The organism is Ralstonia nicotianae, assembly GCF_018243235.1.
GTDB classification, from domain to species: Bacteria; Pseudomonadota; Gammaproteobacteria; order Burkholderiales; family Burkholderiaceae; genus Ralstonia; species Ralstonia nicotianae.
The window spans coordinates 2,785,251-2,803,481 of sequence record NZ_CP046674.1; the positions used below are offsets into that span (position 1 = coordinate 2,785,251).

Here is an 18,231-nt window from a genome sequence, read left to right on the forward strand (position 1 = left end):
CTCGTCTTCACACCGGCGGCCCGCGCCTCAGGCGGCGGCCGGCTTCTCCGCCGCCGCGTTGCGCGCGTTCTCCTGCTCCTGCAGCGTGCGCCACATCACCTTGCCCGTGCCCGACTTGGGCAGCGCGTCGACGAACTCCACCACGCGCGGGTATTTGTACGCGGCCATGTTGTCGCGCGCCCAGCCGATGATGTCTTCCTCGGTGGTCTTGCCCCTGGCATGCGCCTTGAGCACGACCACCGCCTTGACCGACTCGCCCCGATAGGCGTCGTGCGTGCCGATGATGCAGGCTTCCTGGATGTCGGGGTGCTTGTACATCAGGCTCTCCACCTCGGCCGGCCAGACCTTGAAGCCCGAGGCGTTGATCATGCGCTTGAGGCGGTCGGTCAGGAAAAAGTAGCCCTCCTCGTCCATCCGGCCCAGATCGCCGGTGCGGAAGAAGCGCTGGCCCTCGAACTCGATGAAGGACTCGGCGGTGGCCTGCGGCTTGCCCCAGTAGCCGAGGAAGACCTGCGGACCGTTGACGATGATCTCGCCCACTTCGCCCGGCGGCAGCTCCTGGAGCGTCTGCGGGTCGATCACGCGCGCGTCGGTGTTGAAGACGGGCATGCCCAGGCACTGCAGCTTGGGCCGGTCCGCCGGGTTGCTGTGCGTGGGTGCGATGGTCTCCGACAGGCCGTAGCCCTCCTGGTACAGCAGGTTGAACGCCTTGTGCAGGCGCTCGGCCACCGCCTGCGGCATGGCCGCGCCGCCGCCGCCGATGTAGACCAGGCTGGACAGATCAAACGCCGCCAGCTGCGGGCTTGCCAGGAAGTCGATCACCATGGTCGGGATGTTGGTCCAGTGCGTGACCTTGTAGCGCGAGATCAGCCGGCCGGCCACCTCGCGGTCCCAGCGCGGCAGCATCACCACGGTGGAGCCCATGTAGATCGGCGCGTTCATGCCGTACTGCATGCCGGTCACGTGGAACAGCGGAATGATCGACAGGCTCACGCCCTCCATCGTGGCCTGCGACCACAGCGCGCCGCCCACGACGTTGTGCATGACGGTGCGATGCGGATGCATGCAGCCTTTCGGAAAGCCGGTGGTGCCCGAGGTGTACGGCATCACGGCCAGGTCGTCGGGCCCGGCGGTGTGCGGGCCGGGCACGAGGCGCTGCGCCAGGGCGTCCTTCCACGCAACCGCGCCGGGCTGGGGCGGATGCGCCGCGGTCAGCCACGCGGGTGGCACATCCTCGGAATGGTCGCAGGTGGCCGGCAGCGCGTCGGCATAGGACGTGGCGAGCAGGTGCCGCACGCGCTGCGCCTGGGGCAGGTCGGCGTTGGCGGCGGTCACGTTGGCGGCGAGATCATCGCTGCAGATCACCACGCTGGCGCCGGCATCGGTGATGTAGTGCTTGAACTCCTCGGGCCGGTTCATCGGGTTGACCGGCACCACCACCGCGTCGGCGCGCAGGATGCCGTAGTACGCGGCGACGAACTGCGGGCAGTTCTGCATGTAGAGCAGCACGCGGTCGCCCTTGCCGACGCCCGCCACCTGCTGCAGCCAGCCGGCCACGGCCAGCGCATCGTCATGCAGCTCGCGATAGCGGACATGGCGGCCGTAGAACACGATCGCATCCTTGTCCGGATAGCGCCGCGCCGACACTTCCAGGTTGAACCACAGGCTCGTCTGCGGCGCGGTGATATGGGTCGGCAGGCGCCGGGGCCAGAATCGGAAGTGCGGTCGTGTCATGCCATGTCTCCGGGGTGTGTCTTTTGTTTTACCGGATGGTATCTGAACGATCGTTCTATTTTCAACCGTTGTCGCGACATGGATGTGCATGCCTCGGAAAACGCGCCGGCAGGCCCCAAGTAGAATGCAGGACACCCCCGCCGGCATGCGTCGTGCCGGCCGCTTTTTTCCTGGAGAACCCCGCCGATGAGCGACGTCACCTCACAGAATTTCGCACAGGAAGTGATCGAAACATCTCGCCAAGTCCCGGTGCTGGTCGATTTCTGGGCGCCATGGTGCGGCCCCTGCCGGACCCTCGGCCCGATGCTGGAAAAGCTGGAGCACGAATACGTCGGCAAGTGGAAGCTCGCCAAGGTCAATTCGGACGAGAGCCCCGAACTGTCGGCGCACTTCAACGTGCGCAGCATTCCCCACGTGGTGGCCTTCGTGGACGGCAAGCCGGTCGACCAGTTCGTCGGCGTGCTGCCGGAATCGCAGCTGCGCGGGTTCCTCGACCGCGTGATCCCGCAGCCGGCCGAAGTGGCCTACCGCGAGGGCCTGGCCGCGCGCCAGGCGAACGCGCTCGCGCACGCGCGCGAAGCCTTCCAGAATGCGCTCGCCTACGACCCCGGCTTCGATGCGGCCCGGTTCGCGCTGATCGACCTGCTGCTCGACACCGGCGATGTCCGTGCCGCGCAGAATGAATTCGCACTGCTGTCATCCAGGGCCCCGCAGGACGAGCGCCATGCGCCGCTGCAGACCCGCCTCGAGGCCGCCGAGCACGCCGGCGCCCTGCCCGATGCCGATGCGCTGCACCAGCGCATCGCCGCCGCGCCGGACGACCTGCAGGCCCGCCTGGACCTGGCGCAGCAGTACATCGCACTTCAGGACTACGAGGCCGCGCTCGAACAGCTGCTCGCCATCGTCGAGCGCGACCGCGCGTTCCGCGATGACATCGGCCGCAAGACCATGGTCTCGGTATTCGATCTGATGCGCGACCCACAGGCGGTCTCGCTCTGGCGCCGTCAGTTGGCGTCCAGGTTGAACTGAGGCTGCCGATGCGACTGATCTACGTTGCCGATCCGATGTGCTCGTGGTGCTACGGCTTCGGCCCGCAGCTGGCGGACCTGCGCGCGCGGCTGGCCGACACGCTGGGCACGCCGGTGCCCGTCACCCTCGTCACCGGCGGCCTGCGTCCGGGCCAGCGCGAGCCGCTGCCCGCGGCCAAGCGCGAGGAGATCCTGCACCACTGGCACGCCGTGGCCGAGCGCAGCGGCGTGCCGTTCAGCCACGCGCCCGACGCGGCCATGCGCCGGGAGGGCTTCGTCTACGACACCGAGCCCGCCTGCCGCGTCGTGGTGATGGCGCGCGAATACTGGGACGAAACAGACGAGCGCGTGCTCGCCTGCTTCCATGCGATCCAGCATGCCTTCTATGCCGAAGGCCGCGACACCACGCGCACCGAGGTGCTGCGCGAGATCGCCATCGCCGGCGGCCTGGCGGCGGATCACGTCGACACGGTGTTCGACTCCGAAGCGCTGCGCAACGAAACGCGGGAAGACTTCCGCCTGGCGCGCCGCTGGGGAATCACGGGCTTCCCCAGCCTGCTGGCCGAACAGGCCGGCACGCTGTACCAGATTGGACGCGGCTACGCGCCATCGGTGGCGCTGTACGCACGCGCCGTGGAAGTGCTGGCGCAGCACCCGGCCCCCGACGCCGGCTAACGGATTTGCCTCGCGTCAAACGGCATGGCGGGGGGTGTCCGCTAATCTGACGGCCTTGTCCACGCTGTTTGCTTATCACCCGTCATGCCCGTGATCCAATGGTCCGAGGCGCTCCATCTCGGAGACGCCGCCACCGACGCCAACCATGCGGCGTTCTGCACCCTGCTCAACGCCGTCGCCGACGCATCGGAGGCCGACTTCGTGCCCGCGCTCGATGCGTTCATCGCCCATACCGAAGTGCACTTCGCCGAAGAAAACGCCTGGATGGAGGCGGCGGACTTTCCCCCGCTCCACTGCCATCGCAACGAGCACGACAACGTGCTCGCGCTGTGCCGCGAAGTCCGCAGGCGCGCCGCCGACGGCGACATGGCGCTGGGCCGGCGGCTGGTCACGGAACTGCCCGAATGGTTCGCCCAGCATGTGGACGTGATGGACCGGATGATGACCACCTGGCTCGCGCAGCGCGGCCCCGACGCGCGCGAAGAAGCGGCGGCCTAGGCCGGCGTCGCGTCGGATCGCGCCACCGACGCGCGTCCACACAAGATGCGCCGCTGCCTGTGCTTGCGGCAGGCGCAGCAGGTCTTGCCGAAACCGTGTACCGCCAAGGACACGGGCCTTAGCTTTTTTAATGCGCGGTCATCAAATAAACCAATTTCCCTGCGCAATATGAAAGGCAGTACTCTGCGCTGGACGATCCTTAAACCTCGAACTGCGCTGGCGATCAAGCGCAGATGCCCACAGGAGAACGCACATGACGACGGAATCCAAGTGTCCTTTCAAGCATGCCGCTGCCGGCGGCGGCGTATCCAACCGTGACTGGTGGCCCAACCAGCTGAACCTGAAGGTCCTGCACCAGCACTCGTCCAAGTCCGATCCGATGGACACGGACTTCGACTATGCGCAAGCCTTCAAGCGCCTGGACCTGGCGGCCGTGAAGCAAGACCTGCTCGCGCTGATGACCACCTCGCAAGACTGGTGGCCGGCCGACTTCGGCCACTACGGCCCGCTGTTCATCCGCATGGCATGGCACAGCGCCGGCACGTACCGCACCGGCGACGGCCGCGGCGGCGCCGGTGCCGGCCAGCAGCGCTTCGCGCCGCTCAACAGCTGGCCCGACAACGCCAACCTCGACAAGGCGCGCCGGCTGCTGTGGCCGATCAAGCAGAAGTACGGCCGCAACATTTCGTGGGCCGACCTCATGATCCTCACGGGCAACGTCGCGCTGGAGTCGATGGGCTTCAAGACCTTCGGCTTCGCCGGCGGGCGCAAGGATGTGTGGGAGCCGGAAGAGGATGTCTACTGGGGTTCCGAAACCACCTGGCTGGGCGACCAGCGCTACACCGGCGATCGCGATCTGGAGAACCCGCTCGCCGCGGTCCAGATGGGCCTGATCTACGTCAATCCGGAAGGCCCGAACGGCAACCCCGATCCGATCGCGGCGGCCAGGGACATCCGCGAGACGTTCGCCCGCATGGCGATGAACGATGAAGAGACGGTCGCGCTGATCGCGGGCGGCCACTCCTTCGGCAAGACCCACGGGGCCGGTCCGGCCTCCAACGTGGGGCCGGAGCCGGAAGCGGCCGGCATCGAAGAACAGGGCCTGGGCTGGAGCAGCCGCTTCGGCACCGGCAAGGGCACCGACGCCATCACCAGCGGCCTGGAAGTGACCTGGACCACCACGCCCACGCAGTGGAGCAACAACTTCTTCCAGAACCTGTTCGGCTACGAGTGGGAACTGACCAAGAGCCCGGCCGGCGCGCACCAGTGGGTCGCCAAGGGCGCCGCCGAGACCATTCCGGATGCGCACGACCCGTCGGCGAAGCATCTGCCGACGATGCTGACCACCGACCTCTCGCTGCGCTTCGATCCCGCCTACGAGAAGATCTCGCGGCGCTTCTACGAGCATCCGGAGCAGTTCGCCGACGCGTTCGCGCGGGCGTGGTTCAAGCTGACCCACCGCGACATGGGCCCGCGCGCGCGCTATCTCGGCCCGGAAGTACCGGCCGAAGCGCTCATCTGGCAAGACCCGATCCCGGCCGTGGATCACAAGCTGATCGACACGCAGGACATTGCCGCCCTCAAGGCCAGGATCCTGGCTTCGGGGCTGTCGGTCTCGCAGCTGGTCTCGACCGCCTGGGCATCGGCGTCCACCTTCCGCGGCTCGGACATGCGCGGCGGTGCCAACGGCGCGCGCATCCGTCTCGCGCCGCAGAAGGATTGGGAAGCCAACCAGCCGGCCCAGCTGGCCAAGGTGCTGGAGACGCTCGAGAACATCCAGGGCGCGTTCAACGGCGCGCAGTCTGGTGGCAAGAAGGTCTCGCTCGCCGACCTGATCGTGCTGGCCGGTTGTGCCGGCGTCGAACAGGCAGCGAAGAACGCCGGCCATGCGGTGGAGGTGCCCTTCACGCCGGGGCGCATGGATGCCGCGCAGGCGCAGACCGATGTGGAATCCTTCGCCGTGCTCGAGCCGATCGCGGACGGCTTCCGCAACTACCAGAAGGGCAAGTACACCCTGCCGGCCGAGGCCCTGCTGGTCGACAAGGCGCAATTGCTGACGCTGACCGCGCCGGAGATGACGGTGCTCGTGGGCGGCCTGCGCGTGCTCGACACGAACATCGGGCAGACCCGCCACGGTGTCTTCACCCAGCGGCCGGAATCGCTGACCAACGACTTCTTCGTGAACCTGCTCGACATGGGCACGGAGTGGAAGGCGACGGACGGACGGGACGTGTTCGAAGGGCGCGACCGCGCAACCGGCGCACTCAAGTGGACCGGCACCCGGGTCGATCTCGTCTTCGGCTCGCACTCGCAGCTGCGGGCCCTGGCCGAGGTCTACGGCAGCGCCGACGCGCAGGTGAAGTTTGTCCGTGACTTCGTCGCGGCCTGGGACAAGGTGATGAACCTCGACCGCTTCGATCTCGCGTAATCACGAAAGGGCGGCCTCAAGGTCTTGAGGCCGCGGGCAGCCACGGGAACGGCCGGTCGCAGGATCGGCCGCTCCCATTTTCCGGCCGACACCGACAGCAGGCATCACACGGCCGCGATCGCGCGCAGGGCCGTCGACGCCGCCACCATGCCGAACACCGCCGTCACGCAGACGGACGAACCGAAGCCCGCGCAAGCCAGCCCCTGCGGCCCGCGCGAGGGCTGCGGCGCCGGCGGTGCGTTGACCACCTCGATCGCCCCCGCCGCCGCCAGGTCATCGATGCCCGCGTGGCTCGATTCGGCCGGCACCTCCACCGCGCAGGCCTGCTGCTCCGGCTCCGGATAGCGCAGCGGCTCGTCCGAATACACCGCATCGATGCCGAAGCGCGCCTTCGGATCGCGCGGGAAGCCGTGCTGGCGGCGCAGGTTGCCGCGCACCTTGGCAAGCAGCGGGTCCTGGATGGTGCGCGCGAGATCGGCCACGCGGATGCGCGTCGGATCCAGTTGCCCGCCGGCCGCGCCGCAAGTCACCACGCGCGTGCCGGTGCGCTGGCAGAAGGCCACGATGGCGGTCTTGACCTTGACCGCGTCGATGGCATCGACCACGTAGTCGAACGGATGGCCGAGCAGCGCATCGACGTTCTCCACGGTGACGAAATCGTCGATGCGGCTGATCTCGGCGCGCGGGTTGATCTCGGCGATGCGCTCGGCCATCGCATCGACCTTGGCCTTGCCGTAGGCGTCACCCAGCGCGTGGATCTGGCGGTTGGTGTTGGAGACCGCGATGTGATCGAGGTCGATCAGCGTCAGCCTGCCGACGCCGCACCGCGCGAGTGCTTCGGCCACCCATGAGCCGACGCCGCCGACACCGATCACGCAGACGTGCGCCGCGGCGAAGCGCTCCAGCGCTTGCGGGCCATACAGCCGTGCGACACCGCCGAAGCGGCGGGCGTATTCGTCATCCAGGGCGGGCGGATGCGCGGGCGCGCTGATTGCTACGTGACTCATGACACAATGGATTTCGGGACTGCGCCGAACTATATAACAACGGGCCCGGTCCGAAACCCCGTGCCACGCCGCCAATAAGAAGCCTCGCCGACAAGAACGCCATGCGCACTTCCGCCAGAGTCATCCTCGGACTGGGCATCACCCCCATCGTCATCGTGGCGGCGGCGATCGTCTTCGTGCTGACGTTCGACTGGAACCGCGCCAAGCCCTATCTCAACGACCACGTGTCGCAGGCCGTCGGCCGCCCCTTCGCCATCAACGGCGACCTGGCGCTGACGTGGAAAAAGCCCGAAGGCGAATCCGGCTGGCGCGCCTACGTGCCGTGGCCGCGGCTGATCGCCAGCGACATCGCCATCGGCAACCCCGACTGGGCACGCCAGCCGCACGTGGCCACCGTGCAGCGGCTCACCTTCGTGCTGGAGGCGCTGCCGCTGCTGGCGCACCGCATCGTCATCCCGAGCGTGACGCTCGACACGCCGATGATCGCGCTCGAACGCGACAGCCAGAACCGCAACAACTGGACCTTCCACTTCGGCGCACAGGACAGCCAGCCCTCGGACTGGAAGCTGGAGCTGCGCGAGATCGCCTTCAGCAAGGGCTCGGTCCAGCTGGATGACGAGGTCAAGCGCATCCACCTGGCCGCCACCCTCGACACGGTCGACAACCAGGCGCTGTACACCGCCGCCAGCGGCACCGCCATCCGCGGCAGCGAGCCGGCGACGCCGACCGCGTCCGGCGCGGCCGCCTCCACGGCCCCCGCCGCGCCCGACCCGCAGCAGCCCTACGGCATCGCCTGGACCGTCAAGGGCACCTACAACAACGCCGCCATCCGCGGCAGCGGCAAGGCCGGCGGCGTGCTGCGGCTGCAGGATGCGCGCCGGCCCTACCCGCTGCAGGCCGACGTGACGGTCGGCAAGACCCGCATCGACCTGGCCGGCACCCTCACCAACCCATCCAGCCTGACCGCGCTGGACCTGCGCCTGCACCTGTCGGGCGCGAGCATGGCCCACCTGTATCCGCTGACCGGCGTGGTGCTGCCCGACACGCCGCCGTTCGACACGCGCGGGCGGCTGATCGGCGAGCTGCGCCGGCAGGGCTCGAGCTGGCGCTACGAGCAATTCACCGGCCGCGTGGGCGGCTCCGACCTGGGCGGCACGCTGACCTTCGCCATGCGCCCGGAGCCGGGACAGCGCCCGCAACTGACCGGCGAGCTGGTCTCGCACCAGTTGTTGTTCGCCGACCTGGCCCCGATCATCGGCGCCGACTCCAACGCCAGCAAGCAGCGCCGCGACGCCCCGGTGCGCCAGCCGGCCGACAAGGTGCTGCCGGTCGAGCCGTTCCGCACCGACCGCTGGAACGCCATCGACGCCGACGTGAAGTTCACCGGCGAGCGCATCGTGCGCACCGCCGACCTGCCGATCGACCATCTCGTCACCCACATCAAGCTGCAGGACGCGGTGCTGACACTGGACCCGCTGAACTTCGGCGTCGCGGGCGGCACGCTCACCTCCAACCTGCGGCTCGACGGCCAGTCCGCGCCGATGCAGGCGAGCGCGGCGCTGGCAGCGCGGCACTTCAAGATCCGGCAGCTGTTCCCGAACATCGAGTCGATGCACGCCAGCATCGGCGAGATCAACGGCGACGCACGGCTGTCGGCCACCGGCAACTCGGTCGCCGCGCTGCTGGGCGCGTCCAACGGCGAGCTGAAGATCCTGGTCGAGCAAGGCACCGTCAGCAAGTTCATCCTGGAAGCGATGGGCCTGAACGTCGGCAACGTGATCCTGACCAAGCTGTTCGGCGACAAGCAGGTCAGCATCAACTGCGCGGCCGGCGACTTCGCGGTCAGCGACGGCCTGGCGCAGGCGCGCACCTTCGTGGTCGACACGCAGGACGCGGTGATCGACGTGACCGGCGCCACCAGTTTCAAGCACGAGTCGCTGGACTTCACCATCCACCCGGATTCGAAGGGGCTGCGGGTGTTCTCGCTGCGCACGCCGCTGTATGTGAAGGGCACGTACAAGCATCCGGACGTGTCCGTCAATCCGGCGGTGGTGGCCCTGCGCGCCGGCGGCGCGGTGGCGCTGGCGTTTGCCGCGCCGGTGGCGGCGGTGCTGCCAGTGCTCGAGCTCCAGCCCGCGCCCGACAGCCCGTGCGGCAAGCTGCTGGCCGACGTGCGCCAGCGGCCCACCGCGCCGCCGCCGGGCAAGGTGTACCGCAGCGGCCAGACCGGCCGCGCGGCGGACGGCTCGCCGAAGGACCCGGCTGCCGCGCCTGCACGGCAGCCTGCACTGCCTTTGCGCGACCCGACCACGGCGGGAGGCTAGCCCCCGCTACTGCGGCATCCGCCGCTTGGCGATCTCATCCGCCGTCAGCGCCGGCGTCGCCGGATCGCCGAACTGCCTCGTCACATAGTTGGCCAATGCCGCGAGCTGCGCGTCCGACAGCTGGCGCCCGAACGCCGGCATGCCGATGTGCCGGTCGCCGGCGCGGCGCTCGATGCCGTGCAGCATCACCTGCACAAGATTGCGCGTGTCGCGCGCCCCGACAGCGGAGTTGTGCAGCAGCGGCGGATAGTAGCCGTCCGGCGTGCCGCGCCCGTCCGCCTGGTGGCAGGTGGCGCAGTTGCCGAGATAGAGGCGCGCCGCATCGATGGTGGTCTCGATCGGCTTGCCGCGCAGCGCGATCACATCGGTGGCGGGCGTGCCCCAGCCGTGGCGCGCCCGCTGCGCGCCGGTGCTGACGGCGGGCACGGTGCGCAGGTATTCGGCGATGGCGCGCACGTCGCGCTCGGTCATGCGCGAGAAGCTGTGCTGGACCGCCTCGCCCATCGGCCCGGCCGCCTGGCCGACGCCCGGCACGCTGCCGGTGCGCAGGTATTGCACGATCTGCTCCGGCTTCCAGCCGCCGATGCCGCTGACCGGGTCCGAGGTGATGTTGTACGCCGACCAGCCGGCCAGCGTGGAGCCGGCCAGATAGCCCTTGCCGCGCTCGTCCATCGCCTTTTCCTGCATGCCGAGACCGCGTGGCGTGTGGCAGGTGCCGCAATGCGCCAGCCCTTGCGCCAGGTAGGCTCCGCGATTCCACGTCGGCGTCATGTCGCCCTTGGGAAGGTAAGGCGCGCGCTTGAGGAAGGCCAGGTTCCACAGCTTGAGCGGCCAGCGCATGTTCAGCGGCCAGCGGATCGTGCCGGGCGGCGGCGCGTACTGGACGGCCGCCACGCCGTAGCGGAAATACGCGTAGAGGTCGCGCATGTCCGCGTCGTTGATCTTCGCGTACGACGGATACGGCATGGCCGGGTACAGGTTCTCGCCGTCGTCCGACACGCCCTGGCGCACCGCGCGCTCGAAATCCTCGTAGCGCCACTTGCCGATGCCGGTCTTCGGGTCCGGCGTGATGTTGCTCGAATAGATCGTGCCGAGCATCGGGATCTGCAGCGGCAGCCCGCCGGCGAACGGCTTGCCGCCGGGCGCGGTGTGGCAGGCCACGCAGTCGCCGGCGATGGCGAGGTATTCGCCGCGTTTGATCTGCGCGGCGTCGGCGGGCGTGTCGGCATCCCGCGCCGCGGCGGCCGCGCCGAGCACGGACAGCAGCAGGAACGAGGCGGCCTTGGCACGGCGCATGTCACGCCTCCTTCTTGAGCTGATCGGCAATGCGCAGGGCCAGCGCCGCGATGGTCAGCGTCACGTTGACGGTGCCGACCGTCGGCATCGTCGCGCTGCTGCTGATGAACAGGTTGGGATGGTCGAAGGTGCGGCAGTCCTTGTCGACCACGGAGTCCTTCGGGTCCGACCCCATGATGGTCGCGCCGGTGATGTGGTTGTTGGGCGCGAAGTCGTCGTGGAACTGCACGTCGGTGCCGCCCAGCACCCTGGCCGCCGTCGCATAGACCTCGCGCGTGTGGACGGCGCTGCGCTTGACGTAGTCGTCGATACGGTAGGTGATCTCGGGACGCGGAATGCCCAGCGCATCGGTCCCGGTCGCGCTCGGCACGATGCGGTTCTCGGGCAGCGGCAGGATCTCGTGGAAGCTGTCGAACTGCACGTAGCGCGCGGCCTGGTCGCGAATGCGCGCGTCCAGTTCGGCAGGCTTGAGCAGCTTGCCTGCCTTGAAGATGCGCGTGGTCTCCTGCTCGATGCGCGAGATGTTCGACAGGTGCAGCTTCTTGCCCGCCTGCGTGGCGCGGAACGGTCCGTCGCGGAAGCCGATCAGCGAGGTCATCTCCTGCGGGCCGCGGCCCGGCCACAGCTTGCGGTCGGCGTAGAAACTCACGCCGGTGCCGGGGTGGTCCATCAGGTTGCGGCCGACCATGTCCGAACGGTTGCCCACACCCTTCGGAAAATCCGCGCCGGTCGACATCAGCATCAGCTTGGGGGTCTCGATGCCGTTGGCGGCCAGCACGAACCACTTGCCCTCGACCCGGTGGTCGACGCCCTTCGGGTCCTTGTAGTGCGCGGCGACGATGCGCTTGCCCGCGCCCACCTCCAGCTTGTAGACCACCGCGTTCTCGATCAGGCGCGCGCCGGCCTGCTCGGCCTTCTCCACGTGGACGATGCCGTTGTACATCGCCCCGATCGGACAGATCGGCATGCAGTTGTTGTTGCCGCAGCAGGTCGGTCGGCCGTCGTACGGGCGGCTGTTGCGCGCCACCGGCTCGGTGACCACGCGCAGGGCCGGATCGTGCGCGTTGAGCGCGTCCTTGACGGTGCGCTCGTTGAACGACAGCGGCAGCGGCGCCATCGGATACGGCTGGCTGCGCGGCGAGCCGAGTTCCTCGTCGTTCGGCCCCCACACGCCCAGCGCCGCTTCCGCTCGGCCGTAGTAGCGCTCCAGGTCGTCGTACTGGATCGGCCAGTCGCGCGCGATGCCGTAGACGCTGCGCAGCTTGAAATCGTTCGGCAGGAAGCGCCACGTGGAGGCCGCCCAATGCCACGTCGTGCCGCCCACCGCGCGGATGTACTGCGAGTCGAACTTGTGCTCGCCCTTGAGGATCAGGTAGTTGTTGTCCGGCCCGTACTCCGGGTGCGGCGCCCAGGACGTGGACGGATACGGCGCCATGAAATCCATCTTGTCGGCCTGGTTGCGGAAGCGCTCGACGATCTCCCAGCGCGGCAAACGGGGCCCGGCCTCCAGCATCAGCACCGACTTGCCCGCGCGCGCCAGCTCGTACGCCACCAGCGCGCCGGCCACGCCGGAACCCACCACCACGATATCGGCCTGCTCGGCCTGTCGGGTCTCGGCCATCAGCTCTGCTTCTCCACGGGGGGCTCGGCCCAGAAGCCGGGGCGGTTGGGGCAATACGTGCGGATCACCAGGATGTCGGACACCACGCCGTACATCAGCGCCTGCTCATAGGTGACGACCGTGCCGTCGACCACGCCGGTGTACCACGCCTGCAGGATGCGCAGCGCGGTCTCCTGCTGCAGCCCGGAGAGCGTGCCGGCCGCCAGCGACTGCGCGAGCGGGCGGAGCTGCGCGGCGAAGCCGGCCGACGCCTGCTGCAACGCCGCCAGCAGCCGCGCGCCGACGGCCCGGTCCAGCGCGGAGCGGGCGGTCAGCGCCTGTGACAATCCCATGAACGCATCGAGCGGCTCGCCGGGCGCCTGGGCGACCGCGTACAAGGTCACCGAACCCACCAGGCTTGCGGCAGTGGCAGCCAGCGCGCTCTGCAACCACTGGCGGCGTGTCAGGCCAGCCGGGTCGTCGCCGTCACTGGAGGGGGGACGGGTGTGCATGTCGACACCTTATTGGAATCGTTGCAGCAGCGGGCGCGCCGTTCGCTGTTCGCCTTGCGCCTCGCGCTACGCGGGTGATGCACGTTGCCTGACCGGAACGGCATGCAGGCACTCTGGAGCGGCACGAGCGAACCGCGCATGCAGCGCGACAGCCCAGCAGGCACGCCCCATGGCGATCCGGCCGGCGCCCGGCCGGGACGCGCGACTTGCGAAGGGGCAGCAAGCCATGCACGAGTACGTTAGACAACCCAGCGATATTTGCCAAGTCGATCATGATGCTCGCGTGGACGCCCCCTGGCCGAGGGCACCACAACCGGCGGCAGCCATCGCAATGCCTGCCGCACTGCGCGGCCGATCGTCTTTCCGTCAGGCAACCGGCCCCGCGCTCGCCCCACCGCGAACTGAAACGGTGCTTCCGGCCGCGCTCAGTAGCGCATCCCGAAGCCGCGCGCGTAACGCAGTGAACCCAGCTTGCCGTCCATGCTCACCTCATACACCGACACCGGCAGGCGGCCAAGCGGCGAGCGCACACCGGCCAGCGCATCGACCAGTGCCGGCATCGACGGACCGCGCCAGGCGCCGTTGTCGTAGCCGTAGTACGAATAGGTGGCAACCGTCGCGTCAGCGACATCGTCGAACGAAGGCACGTCATACGGCGCGCGCAGTGATACGTGGATGACGGTCTTGCCCTTCGCCTTGGCGTACTCCATCGCATAGCGGACCCGCTGCGCTTCGCTTGGCGCGGAGACCTGTTGCGCGCGCAGCACCCCGGGCACGGTCGGCGCGTCCCCCTCGACATCGAAGACCAGGGAGCGTTGCCCGTGCGCAACGGCCTCGGGGCGCTTGTCGCCGACGGGCTGCGCAGCACCCTCTTGCACCGAGGCGGTATTCGTCCGCGTGTCGGCGGCGCGCGGATCGCCATTGCGCTCGACCGGAGAGGGGGCGCTCGACAGGGTCCCGAGAATCACGATATCGGCGGCATCGATCAACCGTTGCTGCTCGGCCCAGGGCGTCTCCGCCAGCTTCGCGCCGGTCACCGAAGCGTAGCCGAGTTCGGCGAAGCGCTGGCGCATCCCCTGGGCCTGCTCGCCCCAGGGCGTCATGATGAAGATCGGCCGTTGCGGCGCGTTCAGCGGCAGCGTCGCGCCGCGATTGCGCAAGAGCGTGATCGATGCCTGCGCAATGCGCTGCTCGGCCGCCCGATGGCCGGGGCTGCCGATCACCGTTACCGCAGATGTCTGCGGGCGCGATGCGTTCGGTGCGATCCCGTGGCGCAGCTTCATCAGTGTGATGCGCTCGACCGATGCATCCAGCTCGGCGCGACTCAGCGTGCCGGCATCCAACGCGGCCACGACGCGGTCGATCACCGCACGGAGCCGATCGGCCTGACCGGCCGTGCGGAACTCGACGGGCATCAGCGCGATGTCGACGTCGGCGCGAAACAGGTTGATCACCGCCGGATCGGGATCGAAGTGGTTTGCGATCGCATCCATGTCGAGCGCATCGGAGACCGTCACGCCGCGGTAGCCGAACTCGCCGCGCAGCAGGTCGTGCTGGATCTTGCGTGACATGGTGGCCGGCACCAGGATGCTCTCGCCGGTGCGCGTCGCGACCCGGGTTTCGTCAAGCGACGGATACTGGATATGCGCGGTCATGATCATCTCCGGCGCTTCGCCCAGGTCAATCGATGCGCGATACGGCGCCAGGTCGGTCGCGTACGCGTCGGCACGCGACTTGTCCACGCGCGGCAGCCCATAGTGCGAATCGGTTGCCGCATCCCCGTGGCCCGGGAAGTGCTTGAATGCGCTGATGACGCCCGCGTGAGCCATGCCGCGCGCCATGTGGCGGCCGAGCAAGCCGACCATGGCCGGATCATCGCCGTAGGCGCGCACATTGATGACGGGATTCAGCGGATTGCTGTTGACGTCGACCACCGGCGCAAAGTTGACATTCATGCCGACCGCCGCCAGTTCGGAAGCGAGCACGCGTCCCTCATCGTGGGCAAGTGCCGCATCGGCGGCGCCCAGGTATGCCGCTCCGAGCGCCATGTTCCCGGGAAACGACGTCGCGATGCCACGCGGCAACCGGAACACGTTGCCGCCTTCCTCGTCGACGCCGATCAGCATGCCGACCGGCGCCGCCGCAGCGATCTGCGCTGTCAGGCGGCTAATCTGATCGACCGATACGAGGTTGTTCGCGAACAGGACCACGCCGCCGATGCGGTGATCGCGCAACGCGCTGGCGGCAGCGTCGGGCAGCACCGTCATGCGATCCGTGCAGTTGGGATCGGCAGGCGGCTCGCACCAGTAGCGGAACGCCATCATGATCTTTTGCCCGATCTTGTCGCGCGTCGACATCTGCCCGACGATCTGCAGTGCCTGCGCCTTCAACTGCGCGTCATTTGCGGTTTCATCATCAGACGAGCACGCGGCCAACGAGAGCACCGCAAGACCCAGCACGCACTGGCGAAGAACGCGCAACACCTTCATCGCCAGTCTCGGCCGGATGGAGCGCCGGGCCAGCCATCCGGGGCTGCGGCCAGAACGGATTGGACCGCCGTCAGCCCGATCGCCGCGCACATCCGGGGGATGCCCCGGCATCTTGGCAAGTTTGAGTTCGTCGATTGGCATTGCCTCGCTTGGTTGGGTCGGAGTTATAGAAAGGAACGGCGGATAGCCGGGGTACGCCGGACACGGGCCACTGCGCGCGTCGACGGCAAGCGAAGGTGCCTCGGCGCGGATCGCGCGCCGTCACCGCATTTGCAGGGACACCGCTTCCCATGGCGGCAGCGTTGCCGCACGGTTGGCTTCATCGGCATTGGGCAGTGCGCGTGTCGCGTGCCCGGGTCGAGACGGCGCCTTTTTCGTGCGGCGTCGACTGCTGCTGCACGCGTGCATGGCATGCTTCGTGCCAAGATAAATACACATAGTAGGCGGCTCGCGACGGTTCGCCAGACCGTGCGCGCGTCGTGCCGGACGCGCCAGCCGGCTTGCGCCCGCGCAAATGGCGGCCGCCGCCTTTGTCTATACTCGGCCCGTTGTACGTACTACGCCGCACCCCGTTTCCCGCACCATGACTTCCATCGCCGACATCCGCACCGACTACGCCCGCGCCTCCCTCGACATCGCCGACGTCGATCCCAACCCGCTGCGGCAGTTCCGCCGCTGGTTCGACGAAGCCATCCGGGCCGAAGTGGCTGAGGTCAACGCCATGACGCTGGCCACCGTGGACCCGCAAGGCCAGCCGTCCGCCCGCATCGTCCTGCTGAAGAACCTGGACGAGCGCGGCTTCACCTTCTTCACCAACTACTGCAGCCACAAGGGCGAGGAACTGGCCGCCAACCCGCACGCGGCGCTGCTGTTCCACTGGATCGGGCTGGAGCGCCAGGTGCGCGTCCAGGGCGTGGTGGAAAAAGTGAGCGAAGCCGAGAGCGATGCCTACTACCACTCGCGCCCGCTCGGCTCGCGCCTGGGCGCCTGGGCCTCGGAGCAGAGCAGCGAGGTGCCCGACCGCGCCGTGCTGGAAGCGCGCGAGGCCGAATACCGCGAACGCTTCGGCGACGCGCCGCCGCGTCCGCCGCACTGGGGCGGCTACCGGCTGCTGCCGGAACGCATCGAGTTCTGGCAGGGCCGGCCCTCGCGGCTGCACGATCGGCTGGAATACCGCCGCCAGCCGGACGGCGGCTGGCACATCGTCCGTCTCGCCCCCTGACGCCCCGCTCCGCGCAGTGCCGTATTGCGCACTGCATCATCCGGGAACGGCGCCTGCTACATGGAACGAGACCATCCCGCGCGGGCGCATGACCCGCACAGCACAATGGGAAAGTTTGTCGTAAGCTAGTTCGATCCGTTGGGCGGCAATCCGATGGCCGCCCCAGACCGTTTTGGCACCGGGAGGCATCGACATGTTTTTCCAACAGGCGATTGACCGCAAGCTCGAGCACTGGATTTCGGACATCCGCGCGTCTGCCAACCTCCCCGTGCTGCTGCGCCTGTGGAACGGTCACCAGTACCCACTGGGCCGCTTCGAGCGCCCCACTGTCACGCTGACGGTGCGCGAAGCCAGCGCGCTGCCGCTGCTGCTGTCGCCCACGCTCAACAACCTCGGCGAAGCCTACGTCCAGGAGAAGATCGACCTGGACGGCCGGCTGCCCGACATCATCAGCGTCGGCTACCAGCTGGCCGCCTCGGCCGCCGCCACCGGCAGCAACGCGCTGGCCCGCGTGGTGCGCCACTTCGCCCATACCAAGGAAGGCGACAAGGCATCGATCCGATACCACTACGACGTCTCCAACGACTTCTACAAGCTGTGGCTCGACCGGAACATGGTCTACTCCTGCGCCTACTTCGAGCACGGCGACGAGACGCTGGACGACGCGCAGATCAAGAAGATCGACCACATCCTCACCAAGATCCGCCTGCAGCCCGACCAGACCCTGCTCGACATCGGCTGCGGCTGGGGCGCGCTGGTGCTGCGCGCGGCGCAGCAGTTCGGCGCGCGATGCCTGGGCGTGACGCTGTCGCAGAACCAGTTCGATCTGGCCCGCGAGCGCGTGCGCGCCGCCGGCCTGGAAGACCGCATCGAGATCCGCCTGCAGGACTACCGCGACCTGACCGGCGCCTTCGACCGCATCACCAGCGTCGGCATGTTCGAGCACGTCGGGCGCAAGAACCTGCCCGGCTATTTCCGCCGCGTCCACAGCCTGCTGGCCGACAACGGCATCGCCATGAACCACGGCATCACCTCGTCCGACCCGGAAGGCGGCGAAAGCTCGCTGGGCGGCGGCGATTTCATCGACCGCTACGTCTTCCCGCAGGGCGAGCTGCCGCACATCTCGCTGGCGCTCAGGGCCGCGCAGGAAGGCGGACTGGAGGCGCTTGACGTGGAAAGCCTGCGCCGCCACTATGCGCGCACGCTCGAGCACTGGGCAGACCGCTTCGAAACCAACGGCGAGACCATCCGCAAGATCGTCGGCGAAAAAACCTACCGCATCTGGCGCGTCTACCTGGCCGGCTGCGCCCACGCCTTCGACGCCGACGAGGTTTCGATCTTCCAGATCCTGTGCCAGAAATCCGGCAAGCCGGCGGCATCGATTCCGTGGTCGCGGCGCTATATCTATCGCTGAACGC

General features: G+C 68.4%; 13 protein-coding genes. 7 read left to right on the plus strand and 6 right to left on the minus strand.

Annotated features, from left to right (window positions below):
* Positions 1-27 precede the first annotated feature (27 nt).
* Complete coding sequence (locus tag GO999_RS12675; RefSeq protein ID WP_016727141.1) at positions 28-1,734, minus strand: long-chain fatty acid--CoA ligase; 1,707 nt, start codon at positions 1,732-1,734, stop codon at positions 28-30.
* 186 nt (positions 1,735-1,920) lie between these two features.
* On the opposite strand from GO999_RS12675, the gene trxA reads away from it, so the two are divergent.
* The 4 genes from trxA (at position 1,921) to katG (ending at position 6,363) form a co-directional block, all read left to right on the plus strand.
* Complete coding sequence (trxA, locus tag GO999_RS12680) at positions 1,921-2,763, plus strand: thioredoxin (RefSeq protein WP_020831441.1); 843 nt, start codon at positions 1,921-1,923, stop codon at positions 2,761-2,763.
* Between the two features lie 8 nt (positions 2,764-2,771).
* On the plus strand, positions 2,772-3,437 hold the full coding sequence (locus GO999_RS12685; protein ID WP_165591562.1) for a DsbA family protein: 666 nt from the start codon (positions 2,772-2,774) through the stop codon (positions 3,435-3,437).
* A gap of 84 nt (positions 3,438-3,521) precedes the next feature.
* Entirely contained in the window at positions 3,522-3,935 is a 414-nt protein-coding gene (locus GO999_RS12690) for a bacteriohemerythrin (protein WP_016723380.1), read from the plus strand.
* A 253-nt stretch (positions 3,936-4,188) separates the two neighbouring features.
* Complete coding sequence (gene katG / locus GO999_RS12695) at positions 4,189-6,363, plus strand: catalase/peroxidase HPI (protein WP_165591563.1); 2,175 nt, start codon at positions 4,189-4,191, stop codon at positions 6,361-6,363.
* A gap of 104 nt (positions 6,364-6,467) precedes the next feature.
* Here katG and tcdA read toward each other — a convergent pair whose 3' ends face one another.
* Positions 6,468-7,370: a tRNA cyclic N6-threonylcarbamoyladenosine(37) synthase TcdA gene (gene tcdA, locus GO999_RS12700; RefSeq protein ID WP_165591564.1), complete on the minus strand. Its 903-nt coding sequence runs from the start codon at positions 7,368-7,370 to the stop codon at positions 6,468-6,470.
* Between the two features lie 101 nt (positions 7,371-7,471).
* Between tcdA and GO999_RS12705 the strand changes: the two genes are divergently transcribed.
* Positions 7,472-9,694, plus strand: coding sequence for an AsmA family protein (locus GO999_RS12705; RefSeq protein ID WP_019717690.1), 2,223 nt, complete (start codon positions 7,472-7,474; stop codon positions 9,692-9,694).
* A 6-nt stretch (positions 9,695-9,700) separates the two neighbouring features.
* Here GO999_RS12705 and GO999_RS12710 read toward each other — a convergent pair whose 3' ends face one another.
* The 4 genes from GO999_RS12710 to GO999_RS12725 form a co-directional block, all read right to left on the minus strand.
* Entirely contained in the window at positions 9,701-10,990 is a 1,290-nt protein-coding gene (locus tag GO999_RS12710) for a c-type cytochrome (RefSeq protein ID WP_165591565.1), read from the minus strand.
* Between the two features lies 1 nt (position 10,991).
* A complete protein-coding gene (locus GO999_RS12715; protein ID WP_211906289.1) occupies positions 10,992-12,611 on the minus strand; it encodes a GMC family oxidoreductase in 1,620 nt (539 codons plus the stop codon).
* Positions 12,611-13,102 (minus strand): sugar dehydrogenase complex small subunit, encoded by a 492-nt coding sequence (locus GO999_RS12720; RefSeq protein WP_011000724.1) that lies wholly within the window; start codon positions 13,100-13,102, stop codon positions 12,611-12,613. Before GO999_RS12720 ends, GO999_RS12715 begins: the two co-directional genes overlap by 1 nt.
* Positions 13,103-13,527: 425 nt before the next feature.
* The gene (locus tag GO999_RS12725; protein WP_249215070.1) at positions 13,528-15,591 is read right to left on the minus strand and encodes a glycoside hydrolase family 3 protein; all 2,064 of its coding nucleotides are present in this window, start codon (positions 15,589-15,591) and stop codon (positions 13,528-13,530) included.
* Positions 15,592-16,174: 583 nt separating this feature from the next.
* On the opposite strand from GO999_RS12725, the gene pdxH reads away from it, so the two are divergent.
* Together pdxH and GO999_RS12735 are read left to right on the plus strand one after the other, a co-directional pair.
* Complete coding sequence (pdxH, locus tag GO999_RS12730; RefSeq protein WP_011000721.1) at positions 16,175-16,813, plus strand: pyridoxamine 5'-phosphate oxidase; 639 nt, start codon at positions 16,175-16,177, stop codon at positions 16,811-16,813.
* Positions 16,814-17,006: 193 nt separating this feature from the next.
* Positions 17,007-18,227, plus strand: coding sequence for a class I SAM-dependent methyltransferase (locus GO999_RS12735; RefSeq protein WP_019717684.1), 1,221 nt, complete (start codon positions 17,007-17,009; stop codon positions 18,225-18,227).
* The last annotated feature ends 4 nt before the right edge of the window (positions 18,228-18,231 follow it).